The sequence below is a fragment of the Actinoallomurus sp. NPDC050550 genome, from assembly GCF_040655075.1.
Taxonomy (GTDB): Bacteria; Actinomycetota; Actinomycetes; order Streptosporangiales; family Streptosporangiaceae; genus Actinoallomurus.
In genome coordinates this window covers 1-17,307 of record NZ_JBFAJC010000053.1, presented here as the reverse complement: position 1 = coordinate 17,307, position 17,307 = coordinate 1, and the positions used below count along the sequence as shown (strand labels likewise).

At 70.9% G+C, this 17,307-nt stretch carries 15 protein-coding genes, 1 pseudogene and 1 riboswitch; of the genes and pseudogenes, 12 read left to right on the top strand and 4 right to left on the bottom strand.

Features of this window, described 5'->3' with window-relative positions:
* Positions 1-374 precede the first annotated feature (374 nt).
* Positions 375-519, top strand: a riboswitch (cyclic di-AMP (ydaO/yuaA leader).
* A gap of 192 nt (positions 520-711) precedes the next feature.
* Positions 712-1,260 carry a CHAP domain-containing protein gene (locus AB0I04_RS43720; protein WP_360898674.1) on the top strand — a complete coding sequence of 183 codons (549 nt, stop codon included), beginning with the start codon at positions 712-714 and terminating at the stop codon, positions 1,258-1,260.
* Between the two features lie 353 nt (positions 1,261-1,613).
* Entirely contained in the window at positions 1,614-3,395 is a 1,782-nt protein-coding gene (locus AB0I04_RS43715) for a cellulase family glycosylhydrolase (protein ID WP_360898672.1), read from the top strand.
* Between the two features lie 51 nt (positions 3,396-3,446).
* Here the strand turns inward: AB0I04_RS43715 and AB0I04_RS43710 are convergent, their stop codons facing one another.
* From AB0I04_RS43710 to AB0I04_RS43700, 3 genes and pseudogenes are all read right to left on the bottom strand, one after another.
* Entirely contained in the window at positions 3,447-4,076 is a 630-nt protein-coding gene (locus tag AB0I04_RS43710; RefSeq protein WP_360898670.1) for an isochorismatase family cysteine hydrolase, read from the bottom strand.
* A pseudogene (locus tag AB0I04_RS43705) lies at positions 4,073-4,255 on the bottom strand (hypothetical protein); the annotation flags it as partial. The pseudogene AB0I04_RS43705 and the gene AB0I04_RS43710, both read right to left, overlap by 4 nt.
* A 21-nt stretch (positions 4,256-4,276) precedes the next feature.
* On the bottom strand, positions 4,277-4,888 hold the full coding sequence (locus tag AB0I04_RS43700) for a TetR/AcrR family transcriptional regulator (protein WP_360898668.1): 612 nt from the start codon (positions 4,886-4,888) through the stop codon (positions 4,277-4,279).
* 155 nt (positions 4,889-5,043) lie between these two features.
* Here AB0I04_RS43700 and AB0I04_RS43695 point away from each other — a divergent pair, with 155 nt between their 5' ends.
* Positions 5,044-5,616, top strand: coding sequence for an ester cyclase (locus AB0I04_RS43695; protein ID WP_360898666.1), 573 nt, complete (start codon positions 5,044-5,046; stop codon positions 5,614-5,616).
* Positions 5,617-5,830: 214 nt separating this feature from the next.
* Positions 5,831-6,643: a transporter substrate-binding domain-containing protein gene (locus AB0I04_RS43690; RefSeq protein WP_360898664.1), complete on the top strand. Its 813-nt coding sequence runs from the start codon at positions 5,831-5,833 to the stop codon at positions 6,641-6,643.
* 27 nt (positions 6,644-6,670) lie between these two features.
* On the opposite strand, the gene AB0I04_RS43685 is transcribed toward AB0I04_RS43690, so the two are convergent.
* Positions 6,671-7,492 carry a DeoR/GlpR family DNA-binding transcription regulator gene (locus tag AB0I04_RS43685; RefSeq protein WP_360898662.1) on the bottom strand — a complete coding sequence of 274 codons (822 nt, stop codon included), beginning with the start codon at positions 7,490-7,492 and terminating at the stop codon, positions 6,671-6,673.
* 265 nt (positions 7,493-7,757) lie between these two features.
* On the opposite strand from AB0I04_RS43685, the gene AB0I04_RS43680 reads away from it, so the two are divergent.
* The 8 genes from AB0I04_RS43680 to AB0I04_RS43645 form a co-directional block, all read left to right on the top strand.
* Complete coding sequence (locus AB0I04_RS43680; RefSeq protein WP_360898660.1) at positions 7,758-8,840, top strand: substrate-binding domain-containing protein; 1,083 nt, start codon at positions 7,758-7,760, stop codon at positions 8,838-8,840.
* Between the two features lie 66 nt (positions 8,841-8,906).
* Positions 8,907-9,755 (top strand): ATP-binding cassette domain-containing protein, encoded by an 849-nt coding sequence (locus AB0I04_RS43675; RefSeq protein WP_360898658.1) that lies wholly within the window; start codon positions 8,907-8,909, stop codon positions 9,753-9,755.
* Positions 9,748-10,992: a sugar ABC transporter permease gene (locus AB0I04_RS43670; protein ID WP_360898656.1), complete on the top strand. Its 1,245-nt coding sequence runs from the start codon at positions 9,748-9,750 to the stop codon at positions 10,990-10,992. Before AB0I04_RS43675 ends, AB0I04_RS43670 begins: the two co-directional genes overlap by 8 nt.
* 30 nt (positions 10,993-11,022) lie before the next feature.
* The gene (locus AB0I04_RS43665) at positions 11,023-12,513 is read left to right on the top strand and encodes an FGGY-family carbohydrate kinase (protein WP_360898654.1); all 1,491 of its coding nucleotides are present in this window, start codon (positions 11,023-11,025) and stop codon (positions 12,511-12,513) included.
* Positions 12,510-14,087: an FGGY family carbohydrate kinase gene (locus tag AB0I04_RS43660; RefSeq protein ID WP_360898652.1), complete on the top strand. Its 1,578-nt coding sequence runs from the start codon at positions 12,510-12,512 to the stop codon at positions 14,085-14,087. Before AB0I04_RS43665 ends, AB0I04_RS43660 begins: the two co-directional genes overlap by 4 nt.
* Positions 14,084-14,710, top strand: coding sequence for a histidine phosphatase family protein (locus AB0I04_RS43655; RefSeq protein WP_360898650.1), 627 nt, complete (start codon positions 14,084-14,086; stop codon positions 14,708-14,710). The genes AB0I04_RS43660 and AB0I04_RS43655 overlap by 4 nt, the downstream gene beginning before the upstream one ends.
* Complete coding sequence (locus tag AB0I04_RS43650; protein WP_360898648.1) at positions 14,707-15,720, top strand: 2-hydroxyacid dehydrogenase; 1,014 nt, start codon at positions 14,707-14,709, stop codon at positions 15,718-15,720. Before AB0I04_RS43655 ends, AB0I04_RS43650 begins: the two co-directional genes overlap by 4 nt.
* 216 nt (positions 15,721-15,936) lie before the next feature.
* On the top strand, positions 15,937-17,307 hold a 1,371-nt coding region (locus AB0I04_RS43645; RefSeq protein WP_360898646.1), incomplete at its 3' end, for a glycosyltransferase family 39 protein.

Sequence of the window (17,307 nt, the reverse complement as noted above, 5' to 3'; positions counted from 1 at the left end):
CTCTGACGTCACATCTGCATCATCGTGACAATTGGCATTTCTGGCCCCACAATGCCATATAGAAAGCACCATGCTCATCTGTGGGGCTGCATTACGTTGATCTCGGTAGTTAAGTGACCCAGATCACATAAATGCCTAGTGTCGTCTGCGTGTTTTGTCCTGCTATGTTCCTATAACTCTTGCGGCGCTCGTATGCGTCGCCCGCATATCCGCTGGTGATGGCCGGTACGTCGACCCGGGCGAGGACGCGTTTTAAAACGCGTGTCCGGGGCGAGTTCGGCCGAGCCGGTTCATATCCAAAATCGCACGATCCCCCAAACGCCGCCATCGCAATGGCGGCCATTCCCCAACCCTCTTTTGACGCCGCCCGTCCTGCGGGCGACCCGCTGAATCCGCGCCCCCGCGGAACCGGGGACCCACCAGAAGTCCCGGGGTGAATCGGCACGCCCCCTCGTGCCGTAGGGCAGCTTCCACGCCCGAACCCGTCAGCTAACCCGGTAAGCGGCATGGAAGCCAAGGAGTTCCCCCGTGCCCTGTGTCCCCCGACCCGAGAAAACGCCATCCGCATTCCGCTTCATTCCCGCCTTCGCCGGCGTCGCAACGGCCGGTGCCGCCGCGATCATTCTGACCTCGGCCGGACCGGCCGAGGCATCCTCCGCCGCTTCTCTTCCTGACCATGCCGCGGTCCCGTTCCCCCCGGCAGGCCGGCCCGTGCAGTGGCCCATCCCCGGCAGGGGACTGGACGCCAGGCCCAAGGACGAGCCCAAGGTGGTGCAGAAGGTGCCCACCGCCGCCGACGCGCTGAAGCTGGCCCTCTCCCAGGTCGGCACCACGGAGACCGCCGCCGGGGGCACCAAGTACAACCAGTGGTTCATGTCCTCGCCGTTCGCCAAGAGAGGCGTCCAGCGAGACGGCGGGGCGATCAGCGACTATGCCGACGCGAGCTGGTGCGACATGTTCATCACCTGGGTCGGCTCTCAGGCGGGCGTCAAGGGAATCGGCGGTGACGCCTTCACCCCGGAGCACGCCCGCTGGTTCGAGCAGCAGGGCCGCTGGGGAAGCGTTCCCAAACCAGGCGCGGTGGTGTTCTTCTCCTGGAGCGGCGGAGGCATCGACGGCATCGACCACGTCGGCCTGGTCATCAAGGACAACCACAACGGCACCATCCAGACCGTCGAGGGCAACACCGACAACGCCGTGCGGATCCGTACCCGCAGCACCGGCCAGGTCGTCGGCTACGGCTATCCCCAGTACGGCTGACACTGACTTTCCTCCCCCCCCGCGTCGACGTCGGGCCCTCTGAGGGCCCGGCGTCGACGCACGCTGCCATCGTCCCGGCGGCTCGGTGATGTCGTCCGGTCTCGATGAGGCCTCCGGTCCGCACGCGCTCGCTCGCCGGGCGTGAGCCGTCCGGAGGCGCCGGTGGCCGCGGCACGCGCGGCTGAAAGTTTCAGCCGCGTTCCCGGTCCTGTCCCAGGTCGGCGTGCGTGCGTGCGCCCGGAGGACGGGGCGCTCTTGCGATGCGATCGGGGGCGGGTGATCGTTGCCAGCGCCCGCAAACGCCGGAGCAGGACCGCGTGCCGCTTCGCCGCCTTTCGCCAGGGAGAACGCCCATGCCGATCCACCGGAGCCCGTGGTGCAGAGCCGTGCTGGCCGCGGTCGCGGTACTGCTCGCCGTATTGGGGCTCGCCACGGTCCAGACCGCCGCCCATGCCGCCGTGTCGTGTTCGGCCACGTACGCCAAGAGCTGGGACAACGGCAGCGCGTTCGGTGCCGACATCACGGTGACCAACACCGGTGACCCGCTCACCGGGTGGACGCTGAGCTTCGACTTTCCCGGCAACCAGGTGATCACCCAGATGTGGGGCGGCGTGCCGTCTCCGGCGGTGCCCACGCCGGCGGGTGCGGCCATCACCGTCACCCCGGCCTCGTACAACGCCGCCCAGGGCACCGGGGCGACCTGGACCGTCGGCTTCAACGGCACCTACACCGGCGCCGACAACGCTCCGAGCGTGTCGTGCGCCGGCCCCGGTTCCGGAGGAACGCAGCAGGCCCTGGTGGTCTCCCCGACGAGCGTGAGCGTGCCCGAGGGCGGGACCGCCGGCTACACGGTCCGCCTGAACGCCCAGCCATCCGGCGACGTGACGGTCACCAGCACCGCGGGCACCGGTGACGGCGACATCACGGTGGTGAGCGGCGCGACCCTGACCTTCACCACGTCCAACTGGAACACCCCGCAGACCGTGAAACTCGGTGCCGCCGAGGACCCCGACAGCACCAACGGCACCCGGCCGATCACCGTGGCGTCCAGCGGCCTGACGTCGGTCACGGTCAACGCCACCGAGGCCGACAACGACGGCGGCGGCACCGGGGGACCGGCACCCGCGCTGCACGTCTCCGGGAACCACCTCCTCACCTCGACCGGCGCCACGTACCGTCTGCTGGGCGTCAACCGGTCCAGCGGCGAGTTCGCGTGCGTGCAGGGCAAGGGCATGTGGGACAGCGGTCCGGTGGACCAGGCATCGGTCGACGCGATGAAGGCCTGGAACATCCACGCCGTCCGGATCCCGCTGAACGAGGAGTGCTGGAACGGCACCGACGGCACGCCCAACGGCGCCACGTACCAGCAGAACGTCAAGGACTACGTGAACCTGCTGGTCGCCAACGGCATCACGCCGACCGTCGAGATGCACTGGAATCACGGCCAGTACAGCGGTCAGGGCGCGGGCTGCTCGGACACCGCCGCGACCTGCCAGAAGCCGATGCCCGACGCGCAGTACGCGCCGACGTTCTGGACCGGCGTCGCGAACGCCTTCAAGGCGAACAACGCGGTCGTCTTCGACCTGTTCAACGAGCCCTACCCGGACGCCGCCGCGAACTGGGACGCGACCGCCGCCTGGACCTGCTGGCGGGACGGCGGCACCTGCACCGGCATCGGCTACCAGGTGGCCGGCATGCAGTCCCTGGTCAACACGGTGCGCGCCACCGGCGCGACCAACGTGATCATGCTCGGAGGCGTCGCCTGGTCCAATGACCTGAGCCAGTGGCTGACCTACAAGCCGACGGACTCGACCGGCAACCTGATGGCCGCATGGCACACCTACAACTTCAACACCTGCTCCAACACCTCCTGCTGGGACAGCCAGGTCGCCCCCGTCGCCGCGAAGGTGCCGGTGCAGGCCGGTGAGATCGGCCAGAACTCCTGCGCCCACGACTACATCGACCAGGTGATGGCGTGGGCGGACGCGCACGGCATCGGGTACACCGCCTGGACCTGGAACGCGTGGGGCTGCAGCCAGGGCAACGTGCTCATCAACGACTACAGCGGCACCCCCACCAGCACGTACGGAGAGGGTTTCAAGGCACACCTGCTCACCCAGAACCCGCTCTCCTAGCCCGGCCTCTCAGCAGGGCGAGCGAGACGTGCTTCGGGGGCTTGAGAGGTGTCAGGCCCGGGCTCCCTCGAACGCGGCGACGACCTCGTCCGTGGTGGAGATGGCGTGGGCGTAGGTGGGGCCGTTCAGCTCGTGCGCGGCGTGCATCATCTCGGGGAGGAACGCCGCAGTGGCGTCACGCACCAGCGTCACGTGGTAGCCGAGTTCCATGGCGTAGCGGCCGGTGGACTCGATGCAGGTGTTGGCCAGCAGGCCGACGAGAACGACGTGGGTGATGCCGTGCTGCTTGAGCTGGAAGTCGAGGTCGGTGTTGGCGAAGCCGCTCTGGGCCCAGTGCTCCTTGATGACGACGTCGGTGTCGGTGGGCTGGAAGTCGGGATGGAACTCGCCGCCCCATGTGCCGAACGCGAAGGTGTGGCTCTGTCGGACGCGCTGCTGGGTGGGGTTGGGGTGGTCCCAGCCCTCGTAGTCGCCCTCCCGCCACCGGCGGTGGGGGACGAAGAAGATGTGGACACTGTTCTCGCGTCCGGCGGCGACGACGGTGCGCAGATTGTCCAGCAGCCCGACCTCAAGGGCGACATGGCTCACCGCGGGCCAGATCTTGCCGCCCTCGGAGAGGAAGTCGTTGTACGGGTCGACCAGCAGGATCGCCGTGCGTGTGGGGTCGTAGGTGTCGGTCATCGCCGTCCTCGGTTTCCATCACACCCGCTCTCAGGATAGGACACCGGTGCGCAGCCTTCCCCGGATTCGTACGGGGGCGGCCAGAGCCCGTTGCAGCACCTCACCGGCCGGTCCGGCCTTGTGATCTGAGCGGGCATATAGCCGTCGGCCGCATACACGAGCAGGCCGAGCGGCGTCTTGTCACCTCCCCATGAGCGGTGTCAGCGGAGGGCGGCGAGCGCCGTGCTACAGAGGACGTCCTCGGCCCGGTCCCAGGTCCAGCCGTTCTCGACCACGAGGGTGCGCCAGCCGGTGGGTCCGAACCAGTGCCAGAGCAGGTCGGCTGTCTCCTTCACCGAGTAGGTAGGGGGCGGAGGCAGCGTGTGCAGATGGCGGGCGGCCGTGTGCAGCGCGTCGCGGTAGTCCGCGGTGGCGCGCTCCCACAGGGCCTCGCCGTCCTCGTGGACGGGCAGTGCCTTGCGGATCGCCTCGTGCACGGTGAACTGACCCTCGTTGCCCATCCGCGTGCCATGAGCCAACGCTCGCAGCACCGACTCCGGTGTCCGCTCCTCGAGCAGTGCCTGCATCGCCTGCTCGTAACCGGAGGCGCTCACTCCCTGGTCGACGATGCGGTTCAGGATGTCGCTCTTGCTCCCGACGCTCGCGAACACGGTCTTCGATGCAACACCCGCCGCCGCGGCGATGTCGGCGACGGTCACCCGCCCGTAGCCGCGCTCGGCGAACAGCTCCGTGGCCTGACGCAGGATCAGCTCGCGTGTCCGTGCGGCGGACTGTTCGCGCAGCGGGGAGACGTAGGAGCGCTTGGCCGGCATGATCGCATTCTATCGCGATGAATTCATTAGGTGTGCTATAACCTCAATTATGGTCGGCCGCATCCGGACGCGGCCGACCATGCCGCCGGCCCCGCGGGCCGGCCCACGTCTTCACCGCGACCGCGCAGCCGACGAGGGGCAGCCACACCATGGGAATGGACTCCACAGAACTCGCCTACGGACTCTTCCGGGTCCTCGAAGCAGGTGATCCAGCACTGGCCGCCGATGTGGTCCACGAGGACTTCCACAACCGCGAGGCAGCCGTGGCACCCCCGGCCTGCGCTCTGCCCGGCCCGGCCGGGGTCCTCGCCTCGGGCGCGTGGATGCGCTCCGCCTTCAGCGACCTGCGCTTTCCGGTCCTCGGAATCGCCCGCAACGACGACCAGATCTGGGTGCGGCTGCGCATGCGGGGCCGCCACACGGGTCCCTTCGTCCGCTACCGCGACGGCGCACTCGACCAGGCCATACCCCCGACCGGGCGTGACATCGATTTCGAGCAGATCCATGTGCTCGGCCTCCGCGACGGCAAGGTGGTGAGCCATGAAGCTATACCCGACGACATCACCATGCTCGGCCAGCTCGGCGTCTTCCCCCCGGCCCCGCCCACGGCACTCCGCATGATCGCCTGGCGTGTGACCGGACGGGCTGTCCGCGCCGCCACCCGGGCGATCACAGAGGCCGCCGAGGCGGCCGCACTGCTGCACGACAATCCGGGCGTAGGACACTGAGTCGACCGCGCCATGTCCATCGGTCGTAGCAATTGATCTTGGTTTGAGGCTTCGTCGCCGTCCGGGGCGATGCCGGTAGCGGCGACCATGCGGCGGGCGATGGCCCTCTGAGGAGTCACCCATTCCGTGTGATGATGATCTGCCCGGCCGCCTGCCCGGCACGACGCCGGTGCGCGACTCGGCCCCGTCCCCACCTCGGAAGCAGGAGTGATCCTTGCGGCGTACCACCACACTCTCCGCCCTGGCCCTCGCTCTCCTCACCGCCGTCGGCGGTGCCGTCTTCACCACCGCGCAGGCCGGCTCCGCCGCGCCGTACGGCGCCCGCACCCTGCTGGACGGGGTGCCCCGGCGCGGTGTGCTGCGGGTGTGCACCACAGGCGACTACCGGCCGTTCAGCTACTTGGATCCGAAGACGAGCACGTATACCGGCATCGACATCGACATGGCGAAGAACCTGGCGAGCAGCCTGGGGGTGAAGGTCGCCTTCGTGCCCACCACGTGGGCGAAGATCGTCGACGACCTCACCGCGCGCAAGTGCGACATGAGCATGGGCGGCGTCTCCGTGACCCTGCCGAGGGCCCAGAAGGCGTACTTCAGCGCGCCCTACCTCACCGATGGCAAGGCCGCGATCGCCCGTTGCGCCGACAAGGACAAGTACCAGACCCTGGAGGGCATCGACCGGCCCGGGGTCCGGGTGATCGTCAACCCGGGCGGCACCAACGAGAAGTTCGTCACGGCGAACATCAAGAAGGCCACGATCATCACCCACGCCGACAACAACACCATTTTCGACGAGATCGTGGCCGGGCGGGCCGACGTCATGATCACGGACGCGAGCGAGACGAAGTACGAGGCGAAGCTCCATCCCGAGCTGTGCGCCCTCAACCCCGACAAGCCCTTCACCTTCGCCGAGAAGGCCTACCTGTTGCCACGGGGCGACGAGGAGTTCAAGCAGTACGTCGACCAGTGGGTACACCTCACGACCAATGACGGTACCTACGCGCACTTCGCCGCCGCCTGGCAGTGACGCTCGGCGCGTGCCTCGCCCTGGGGCCTACCAGGGCGGGGGCGTGCCGGAGCCGGCGATGTGCAGGGGGACGCCGCGGGCGCGCAGTGTGGCCAGCTCGTCCTGGGGGGTTTCGGAGTCGACGACGACCAGGTCGAAGGCGGTCAGCGGGGCGAGCTGGTGCAGCCCGTTCTTGGCGAACTTGCTGTGGTCGACCAGCAGGACGCGACGGTCGGCGGAGTCCATCAGCGCCCGCTTCACCGCCACCGTCTCCTGTGACTGGTGGTAGCAGTGGCCGTTGGTGATCGCCGTCGTCGACATGAACAGGACGTCGGCGTGCAGTGACCGGATGGCCTCGGTGGTGCGCAGGCCGAGGAAGGCGTCGTAGGCCGGGTAGTACGCGCCGCCGAGGCCGATGAGGTCGATGCCCGGCTTGTCCGCCAGCAGGTTCACCGCGGCCAGGAAGTTCGTGATCACCGTGAGCGGTCCCCGCGCCGGCAGCAACTCGGCGATGGCCAGGCCGGTGGTGCTCTCGTCGATCATGACCGACGCGCCGGGGAAGACGAGGTCGACCGTCGCCTGGGCGAGCTGCCGTTTGGCGTCGGCCATCGCCTGCAGGCGATGCCGCACGTCGCCGTGGTAGATCGCGGACGGCTGTGCGGTGGCGCCGCCGCGGATCTTGCGCAACCAGCCCTCGCTCTGCAGCGCGTCCAGGTCGCGGTGGATGGTCATGACGCTCACGTCGTACGTCTCGGCGAGGCTCTTGACGTGCACGAACCCTTCGTCCGCGACGCGCCTGCGGATCTTCTCCCGCCGGTCCCGCGCGCCCTCGGCGTCGCTCGCGGCCGGTGCCGTCGCATCCTCTGCCACCTGCGCTCCTCGACCCCCGATGTGATGTCGATGTGAACGTAACACAGGCCTGACCGCCGGCGCGAGCATGCAAAACACGACACCAACGGCACTATCGACACTGACGGGCGCCTTCGTTTCACGCTGCTTAACGCGATTCGGCGTTAAAATCTCTCAGATACTTGACATGGTTCGGGCGTCGGGTGTTTCGTTCGTCACCTGAACAGGCGGTTCGCGCGGGCCGCCATGCCTCCTGGCTCCCGAACTCTCGGAGGAGAACGTGACAATGTTCCGCACCAGAACGGTCGCAGCGGCCACGGCCGCCCTCACCCTGCTCACCGCCGCCACGGCCTGCGCGAAGAACTCCGGCGGAGCCGGAGCCGGCGGCTCCGGCGACGCGAAGAACGCCAAGGTCGCCTTCCTCATGCCGGACATCGCCTCGACCCGGTACGAGCTGTACGACGCGCCGCTGTTCAAGGCCAAGATGAAGCAGCTGTGCCCGGGATGCACGGTGCTGTACCAGAACGCCGGCGCCGACGCTTCCAAGCAGCAACAGCAGGCCAGCTCGGTGCTGGCCCAGGGCGTGAAGGCCATCGTCATCGACCCGGTGGACTCCACGGCGGCGGCCTCGATCGTGCGGACCGCGCAGGCGCAGAAGGTCGCGGTGATCGCCTACGACCGGCCGATTCCGGCCATCAAGGCCGACTACTACGTGTCGTTCGACAACCAGAAGATCGGCGCGTCGATCGCCCAGTCCCTGGTCGACCACCTCAAGCAGACCAAGGCCAAGGGCGGGATCCTCGAGGTCAACGGATCGCCGACGGACGCCGCCGCCGGTCTGATCAAGAAGGGCATCCACAGCGCCGTCGACCCCAGCGGGCTGAAGCTGCTCGCCGAGTACGACACGCCCAACTGGGAGCCGGCCAAGGCGCAGGACTGGGTCAGCGGGCAGATCAGCAAGTTCGGCAAGGGGCAGATCGCCGGCGTCGTCGCGGCCAACGACGGCACCGGTGGCGGTGCCATCGCCGCGTTCAAGGCGGCCGCCGCGCCCGTGCCCCCGGTGACCGGGAACGACGCCGAACTCGCCGCCGCGCAGCGGATCATCGCCGGCGACCAGTACAACACCATCTCGAAGCCGATCAAGATCGTGGCGGAGGCCGCGGCCACCGTGGCGAACCAGTTCCTGCAGGGCAAGCCGCCCGCGGGACAGACCACGCTGTTCAACACGCCGTCCCAGCTGTTCACCCCGACCGTGGTGACCCAGCAGAACATCGGCCAGGTCCTGCTCGGCCCCGGCGGCGCCCTCAAGGTCTCCGACGTCTGCACCCCGACGTACGCGGCGGCCTGCGCGAAGCTCGGCATCAAGTGACGGTCCGCCGGCCCCGGTCCACCCGACCGGAGCCGGCGGCTTCGGCCGTATCGACGAAGGATCAGCATGTCCTCATCGCCTTCCCAAGCGAGCCCGCTGCTGTCACTGCGGGGCATCAGCAAGACCTTCGGTGCCGTCGCCGCCCTCACGGATGTCGACCTCGACGTCTCGGCGGGTGAGGTCGTCGCCGTCGTCGGCGACAACGGCGCCGGAAAGTCCACCCTGGTCAAGGTGCTGTCCGGGGTCCACCAGCCCGACGCGGGCACCATCGCGTTCGACTCGCGCCCGGTCACGGTCCCCAGCCCGGCGGCGGCGCAGCAGCTCGGCATCGCCACCGTCTTCCAGGACCTGGCGCTCTGCGAGAACCTCAACGTGATCGAGAACCTCTTCCTCGGCCGGGAGCTGCGCGCCCTGCGCCTGGACGACGTCGCCATGGAGGTCCGCTCCCGCGAGCTGCTCCGCAGGTTGTCGGCGAAGATCCCGAAGCTGTCGGTCCCGGTCGCCGCGCTGTCGGGCGGCCAGCGGCAGACCGTCGCGATCGCCCGTTCCCTCCTCGGCGACCCGAAGATCGTCATCCTCGACGAGCCGACCGCCGCGCTCGGCGTCGCCCAGACCGCCGAGGTCCTCAACCTGATCGACCGGCTGCGTGAGGGCGGCCACGGAGTGATCATGATCAGCCACAACATGGACGACGTGCTGTCGGTCGCCGACACGGTGGCCGTGCTGCGCCTCGGTCGCAACAACGGGGTCTTCGACGCGGTCGAGGCCTCGACCGAGCAGATCGTCACCGCGATCACCGGGGCCGCCGACAACGCGGTCACCCGGCGCAGGAGGCGGGCGCGCCGCGCCGCGTCGGCGGCCGCCGAGGAGGGCACCGTGTCCGCAGGCGCCAAGGAAGGGGCCGACCATGAGTGACCTGGGCACCGCGCCACCGCTCGCCGAGCCCGAACAGCCGGAGCCGTACGAGCCGGTGGAACCCGGCGGGCTGCGCGCGCTGGCCTCCCGCTTCCGCGGCGGCGACCTCGGCGTCCTGCCGGTCGTGGCGGGCCTGGTGGTGATCTGGACGGTGATGCAGTCCCTCAACAGCGTCTTCCTGTCCAGCACCAACCTGGTCAACCTGACCCTCGAGTGCGCGCCGGTCGGCGTCATCGCGCTCGGGGTGGGACTGATGCTGCTGGTCGGGCAGATCGACCTCTCGGTCGGTTCGCTGAGCGGGCTGGCGGCGGCGCTCACGGCCATCCTGTTCGTCGATCAGGGCCTGTCGCCCTGGCTGGCCGTGCCCGCCGCGGTGGTGACCGCCGCGGTCATCGGCTGGCTCTACGCGCAGGTGTTCAACCGGCTCGGCGTGCCCAGCTTCGTCATCACCCTCGCGGGCCTGCTCGGCTTCCTCGGCGTGCAGCTGTGGGTGCTCGGCACCAAGGGGGCGATCAACCTCCCGTACGACTCCGGGCTCGTCACCTTCGCCCAGCTCGACTTCCTGCCTCAGTGGCTGTCGTACGCGCTGGCGGTCATCGCGGCGGGCTGGCTGTTCGCCACCGGATACCTGCGGGCCGGGGCGCGGCGGCGCGCCGGGTTGCCCGCCGCGTCGCTGCGCGGTCTGCTGCTGCGGAGCCTCGTGCTGCTGGCCGGCCTCGGGGTGGCGGTGGGGTACCTCGGCCAGACCCGCGGCGTGGGTTGGATGTTCGTGCTGTTCCTTGCGCTGGTGCTGGCGACGCACTACGTGCTGGCGCGCACCAAGTTCGGCAAGTCGATCTACGCGGTGGGCGGCAACGTCGAGGCGGCCCGCCGGGCCGGCATCAACGTCAAGGCGGTGTACACCTCGATGTTCGTCCTGTGCACCACCCTCGCGGCGATCGGCGGCGTGCTGGCCGCTGCCCGCCTCGCCGCAGCGAACCAGAGCACGGGCGGCGGCGACGTGAACCTCAACGCCATCGCCGCCGCGGTGATCGGCGGCACGAGCCTGTTCGGCGGGCGCGGCAACGCGTTCGCGGCGCTGCTGGGCATCGTGGTCATCCAGTCGATCTCCAGCGGGCTCACCCTGCTCAACCTCGACTCCTCCTTCCGCTACATGGTCACCGGAGCGGTGCTGCTGCTCGCGGTGGCGCTGGACGCGGTGGCCCGGCGCTCGCGCGCCTCTCACGGCCGCGCCTGACGACATGATGAGACCAGGAGGGAAGTAGCCATGGCGGTGGTCTGCGTCGACGCGGGCACCACGATGATCAAAGCGGTCGGCTACGGCGACGACGGCGCCGAACTGGCGGTGGAACGCCAGAACACCACCGTGCGGAGCCCGGCGCACGGCCACGCCGAGCAGGACCCGGCCGAGGTCTGGCAGGCGGTCGTCCGCGGCGTCCGGCGGGTGCTCGAACGCCTGGACACACCAGTGACCCACCTGGCCCTGACCGCGCAGGGCGACGGGTCCTGGCTGGTCGACGCGGCGGGAGCACCGACGGGGCCGGCGATCCTGTGGAACGACGGGCGGGCCGGGGCGATCGTCGAGCGCTGGGCGCGCGACGGCGTCCTCGAGCGCGCGTTCCGCCGCAACGGGTCGCTGACCTTCGCCGGCCTGCCGAACGCGATCCTCAGCTGGCTCCGCGAGCACGACCCGGACCGGCTCGCGCGCTCGGCCGCCTCCCTGACCTGCGGAGGCTGGGTCTTCCTGCGGCTCACCGGGGAGGTGGTCGCGGACCTGTCGGACGGCTCGGCGCCGTTCATGGACATCCGCGAACGCCGCTACTCCGACGAGCTCCTCGCCCTGTACGGGATGGAGTGGGCCCGGCCGCTGCTGCCCGAGCTGCGCGGCGACGGCCGGCGTGTCGGCGGGCTGACCGCGTCCGCCGCGGAGGAGCTCGGCCTGCCCGAGGGCACGCCCGTGGTCCTCGCCCCGTACGACATCGCGACCACGGCGATCGGCGTCGGCGCGGTCGACGCCGGTCAGGCGTGCACCATCCTCGGCACCACGCTGTGCACCGAGATCGTGCTGGACGAACCCGGGCTCGACGGCGACCCGTCCGGCCTCACCGTGGCCCTCGACCGGCGTTACCTGCGGGCCTTCCCGACGCTCGCCGGCGGCCAGGTGATCGACTGGGCCTGCCGCATGCTGGACCTCGGCGGTGACCCGGCGGCGCTGTCGCGGCTCGCCGAGCGGTGTTCGCCGGGCGCCGACGGGCTGCTCTTCCTGCCCTACCTGTCACCGGCGGGGGAGCGGGCGCCGTTCCTGGATCCTCGCGCCCGTGGATCGTTCCACGGGCTGTCCGTCGACCACGAGCGCGAGCATCTGGCCCGCGCCGTCCTGGAAGGGCTCTGCCTGGTGATCCGCGACTGCCTGACCGCATCCGGGGCGCGGCCAGTGGAACTGCGGGTCAGCGGCGGCGGATCCGCCAGCGCCGCCTGGCTGCGGATGCTCGCCGACGCGACCGGCGTGCCCGTGGTGCGCACCGCGGACGCCGAGGCGGGCGCGCGCGGCGCGTTCATCGTCGGGGCCGTGGCGACCGGCCGGGCCGCCGGCGAGCGCGAGGCGGCCGACGCGTTCATCCGGCCCGGCGACGTCTTCGCACCGGATCCCGGCAACGTCGAGCGGTACGCCCGCCTGTACGAGGCGTTCCTCGAGGTACGCGGGGCCACCGCGGCGGCCTGGCCGACCCTCGCGACCCTGCGCGGCGGAGCGGCGTGAACGGCCACGACGAGGTCTGGCTCGGCATCGACCTGGGCACCCAGAGCGTACGGGTCGTCGCGGCGACGGCCTCCGGCCGCATCGCCGGCGCCGGCGCGGAGCCGCTGACCGGACGGCGCGAGGCGGGCCGCCACGAGCAGGACCCGGAGCAGTGGTGGCGGGCCACCGCGGCGGCCTGCGGTCAGGCCCTTCAGGGCGTACCGCCCGGCGCGGTGCGTGCCGTCGCCATCGACGGCACGTCCGGGACGATCCTCCTGACCGACGACGACGGGACGCCGCTGACCCCCGGCCTGATGTACGACGACACGCGCGCCACCGAGGAGGCCCGCCGGGCCGACGAGGCCGGCGCGGCGGTGTGGGATGAGCTGGGGTACCGGCGGATGCAGCCGGCGTGGGCGCTGCCGAAGCTGCTGTGGCTGCTGGACCGGCACGAAGGACCCGCCCGCCTCGCCCACCAGGTCGACTTCGTCAACCGGCGGCTGGCCGGCCACGCCGTCCCCACCGATCTGAGCAACGCGCTGAAGACCGGTGCGCACCTGATCGAGGAGTCCTGGCCGGCGGACGTCCTCGACGCGCTGGGGGTGCCGGCCGGCACGCTGCCGGAACTCGTCCGTCCGGGCACCCCGATCGGCACGGTGTGCGCGACCGCGGCCGAGGCCACCGGCATCCCCGCGGGCACCCCGATCATCGCCGGGACGACCGACGGCTGTGCCGCGCAGCTCGGCGCCGGGCGGTTGACCGTCGGCTCGTGGAACTCCGTGCTCGGGACCACGCTCGTGCTGAAGGGCGTCTCCACCGAACTCGTGCGCGACCCGTACGGCGCCGTGTACTCGCACCGCGCGCCGGACGGCGAATGGCTGCCCGGCGGCGCGTCGAGCACCGGCGCCGGCGTGCTCGCCCGCGACTTCGCCGGCCGCGACCTGCCCGCCCTGGACCGCCTCGCGGCGGGGCACGAGCCCGCCCGCGCCCTGGCGTACCCGCTGGTCTCCGAGGGAGAGCGGTTCCCGTTCGCGGCGCCGGACGCCCGCGGCTTCCTGCTCGGCGGCACCGACGACGAGGCCGACGACTACGCCGCCGTCCTGCAGGGCGTCGCGTACATCGAACGCCTGTGCTTCGACCACCTCGACCTGCTGGGCGCGCCCACCGGCGGCGACATCACCCTCACCGGCGGCGCGGCGCGCAGCGCGTACTGGAGCCGGCTGCGCGCCGACGTCCTCGGGCGGCCGGTGATCGTGCCGGCCAACCCCGAGCCCGCCCTCGGCGCCGCCGTCCTGGCCGCCTCACCCGGCCGTCGCGTCGCCGAGGTCGCGGCCGAGATGGTCGCGGTCCGCGACACGATCGACCCGGGCCCGCACGCCGGCCGGTTCGACGACGGGTATCTGCGCCTGGTAGGGGAGTTGGAGCAGCGCGGCTGGCTGCCGGCGCCCACGGCCGCCCACGCACGCACGCGGGCGGCGTCCGGAGGGGCAGCGTCTGGAGGGGCCACGTCCGGAGGGATCGCGCCCGGGGGAACCTCGCCCGGAGGGGCCGCGTCCGGAGGGGCCGCGTCGACTCAGGAAGGAATGCCACGATGACCCAGTTCGTCCTCGTCCGCCATGGAGAGACCGAGTGGCACGCGGAGAACCGCTACGCGGGCATCAGTGACGTCTCCCTGACCGCGCGGGGCCTGGAACAGGCACGGCAGCTCGCCGCCTGGGCCGGGAAGGCGGGCTTCGCCGCGGTGTGGACCTCCACCCTGACCCGGGCGCAGCTCACCGCGGCCCCGTGCGCCGATGCCATCGGCGTACCCCTGAACGTCGACGAGCGGCTGCGGGAACTGGACTTCGGGCAGGCCGAGGGGCTGACCCGCGCCGAGATGCACGAACGGTTCCCCGAGGCGCTGCAGGCGTTCCGCGCCGACCCGGTCGCCGACCACCTTCCCGGCGGCGAGGACCCCACCGAGGCGGTACGCCGGTTCACCGGATGCCTGTACGACCTCGTGGACCGGTATCCCGGCGACCGGGTCCTGGTCGTCGCGCACACCACCGCGATACGGCTCGCGCTGTGCGAGCTGATCGGGGTCCCGCTTCGCGACTACCGGCGGATCTTCCCGTCCGTGCGCAACTGCGCGCTGACCGAGATCCGCCTGAGCCGCGAGGAGACCGCCCTGCTGGAGTTCAACACGCCCATCGAGAGCATCCAGGAGCTCACCACATGACCACCCGCCTGCTCGCGGCCGGAGACCACTTCGTCCTCAACCGGCTCCTCATCGACGCCGTACGGGCGCAGGCCCCTCGCGACCTGGAGTTCGCCGAGATCACCCTCGACTGGCCGCTGGTGCCGTTCGGCCGGGTCGCCGAGGTCGACGAGGCGTCCGGCACCGAGGACCAGCTGATCGAGGCACTGGGCGACGCCGAGATCTGCCTCACCCAGATGGCGCCGCTGACCCGCCGGGTCATCGAGGCGTGCCCGCGGCTCAAACTGATCGGGATCGGCCGCGGCGGACCGGTCAACGCGAACCTCGAGGCAGCGGCCGAGCACGGCGTGACCGTCTGCTACGCGCCCGGCCGCAACGCCGGCGCCACCGCCGAGCACACCCTCGGCATGATCCTCGCCGCCGCGCGCCGCATCCCCCAGACCCACGCCGACCTGACCGCAGGCCGCTGGCGCAGCGACTATTACCGGTACAGCGAGGTCGGCATCGAACTGGACGGCAGCACGGTGGGCCTCGTCGGCGGCGGAGCGGTCGGAAACCGCGTCGCCCAGATGCTGGACGCCCTCGGCGCGCGGGTGCTCATCCACGACCCGTACCTGACCGAGACCGCGGTCGGGGAGCTGGTCTCCCTGAAAGAACTACTGTCCCGCGCGGAGGTCGTCACGCTGCACGCCCGCGTCACACCGGAGACCACCGGAATGATCGGCGCACCGGAGATCGCCGCCATGCCACCCGGCGCGATCATCGTCAACTGCGCCCGCGGCGCGCTGCTGGATTATGAGGCCGTCTGCGACGCGATCGACGGGGGACACCTGTTCGGCGCGGCGTTCGACGTCTTCCCCGAGGAGCCGATCCCCGCGGGTTCGCGCCTGCTGTCCACGCTGGGCATCGTGCTGACCCCCCATCTGGCCGGCGCCAGCCGCCAGACCGCCGCCAACGCCGCCCGCATCCTCGCCGAGGACGTCGGCCGCTACCTGCGCGGGGAGCCGCCGGCCCACACCGCAAAGGCCTGACCGGCCGCCCGCGCGGGCGCGTCCCTGACCTCGAGGATCGGGGTGGACCACCCGCCGTCCAACCAGCGATCATCGTTAGCGACGGCGAGTTCCTCGGCTGAACGGCGGCTCCCGACTGTCATTACGGGGGGATACTGTGCGTCCGTGGACACCCCCGCATCAATCTCGGCGCCCGTCGGGGCCACGGATGAGCCGGTCCGCCCGCCAATCACCTGGGTGCCGATCGGCGGTGCGGCCGCCGTGGCCGCCGCCGTTCTGGTGGCCACCAACAGCCGGTACGACTACCACCGTGACGAGCTGTACTTCCGGATGCTGCGGCCGGCCTGGGGCTACGTCGACCAGCCGCCGCTGACTCCGCTGCTGGCCCGCGCCTCGGCGGCCGTGTTCGGCGACACGGTCTGGGCCATGCGCCTGCCGGCCACCGTCTGCGTGGTGGTGGCGATTGTGCTCACCGCGCTGATCACCCGCGAGTTGGGCGGTGGCCGTCGCGCGCAGACGCTGTGCGCCTGGGGATACGCGTTTGCGGCAATGCCCCTGCTGTTCGGTCACGTCATGCTGACGGCGACCGTTGACCTGCCGGTCTGGGCGGCGGTAATCCTGTTCGCGCTGCGCGCCCTACTCCGCGGTGAGCCGCGATGGTGGCTGGCGGCCGGCGCGGTGACCGGGATGGCCCTCTACAACAAGCATCTCATCGTGCTGCTGTTGGTCAGCCTGGCGTTCGGGTTGCTGTGGCTGGGCCCGCGCTCGGCGTTGCGTTCGCGCTGGCTGTGGGCCGGTGTGGGCCTAGCCGCGCTGATCGGATCACCCAACCTGATCTACCAGGTCACGCACGGGTTCCCGCAGCTGGATATGGCGGCCGCCTTGTCCGAGAACAAGGGTGCGACCCGGGTGCAACTGCTGCCGTTCCAGCCGCTCCTGCTGGGCCCGCCGGTCACCGCGATCTGGGTGGCCGGCCTCGTCGCCCTGTTCCGCCGGCCGGCCTGGCGCCCGGCGCGGGCGCTCGCCGGCGCATACCCGGTGCTGCTCGTGATCGTGCTGATCTCCGGCGGGCAGATCTACTACCCGGTGGGCTTGGTCGGCTTCCTCTTCGCCGCCGGCTGCGTGCCGACCGTGGACTGGGTGGCGCGCCGACCCGGGCCGCGGCGGGCGCTGGTCGTCGCCGGGCTCGCCCTGAACACCGCAGTCACGCTGGTGCTCGCACTGCCGTTGCTGCCCGTCGACGTGCTCGGCGACACCCCCGTTCCGGCGATCAACCAGGCTACCCGCGACCAGATCGGCTGGCCCGCCTACACCCGAGAGGTGGCGGCTGTCTACGCGGCGCTGCCGCAGGCGGATCGGGCCAAGGCCGTCGTCGTGACCGGCAACTACGGCGAGGCGGGGGCGCTGGACCGGTACGGCCCGGACCGCCGGCTGCCGCTGCCGATCTACAGCGGACAAAATGAACTGTACCGGTATGGGCCGCCGCCGGAGGCGGCGACGGTGGCCGTGGTGGTCGGGCTGCCGCTGCCCTACCTGCAGGCCCGGTTCGGCAACTGCACCGTGGCGGGCGTACTCGACAACGGCGTCGGCGTCGACAACGAGGAGCAG

Bases quoted from the DNA above. Each gene is read 5' to 3' on its own strand.
- AB0I04_RS43715 (WP_360898672.1), top strand. From the start codon at position 1,614: ATGCCGATCCACCGGAGCCCGTGGTGCAGAGCCGTGCTGGCCGCGGTC.
- AB0I04_RS43710 (WP_360898670.1), bottom strand. From the start codon at position 4,076: ATGACCGACACCTACGACCCCACACGCACGGCGATCCTGCTGGTCGAC.
- AB0I04_RS43700 (WP_360898668.1), bottom strand. From the start codon at position 4,888: ATGCCGGCCAAGCGCTCCTACGTCTCCCCGCTGCGCGAACAGTCCGCC.
- AB0I04_RS43695 (WP_360898666.1), top strand. From the start codon at position 5,044: ATGGACTCCACAGAACTCGCCTACGGACTCTTCCGGGTCCTCGAAGCA.
- AB0I04_RS43680 (WP_360898660.1), top strand. From the start codon at position 7,758: ATGTTCCGCACCAGAACGGTCGCAGCGGCCACGGCCGCCCTCACCCTG.
- AB0I04_RS43675 (WP_360898658.1), top strand. From the start codon at position 8,907: ATGTCCTCATCGCCTTCCCAAGCGAGCCCGCTGCTGTCACTGCGGGGC.
- AB0I04_RS43670 (WP_360898656.1), top strand. From the start codon at position 9,748: ATGAGTGACCTGGGCACCGCGCCACCGCTCGCCGAGCCCGAACAGCCG.
- AB0I04_RS43665 (WP_360898654.1), top strand. From the start codon at position 11,023: ATGGCGGTGGTCTGCGTCGACGCGGGCACCACGATGATCAAAGCGGTC.
- AB0I04_RS43655 (WP_360898650.1), top strand. From the start codon at position 14,084: ATGACCCAGTTCGTCCTCGTCCGCCATGGAGAGACCGAGTGGCACGCG.
- AB0I04_RS43650 (WP_360898648.1), top strand. From the start codon at position 14,707: ATGACCACCCGCCTGCTCGCGGCCGGAGACCACTTCGTCCTCAACCGG.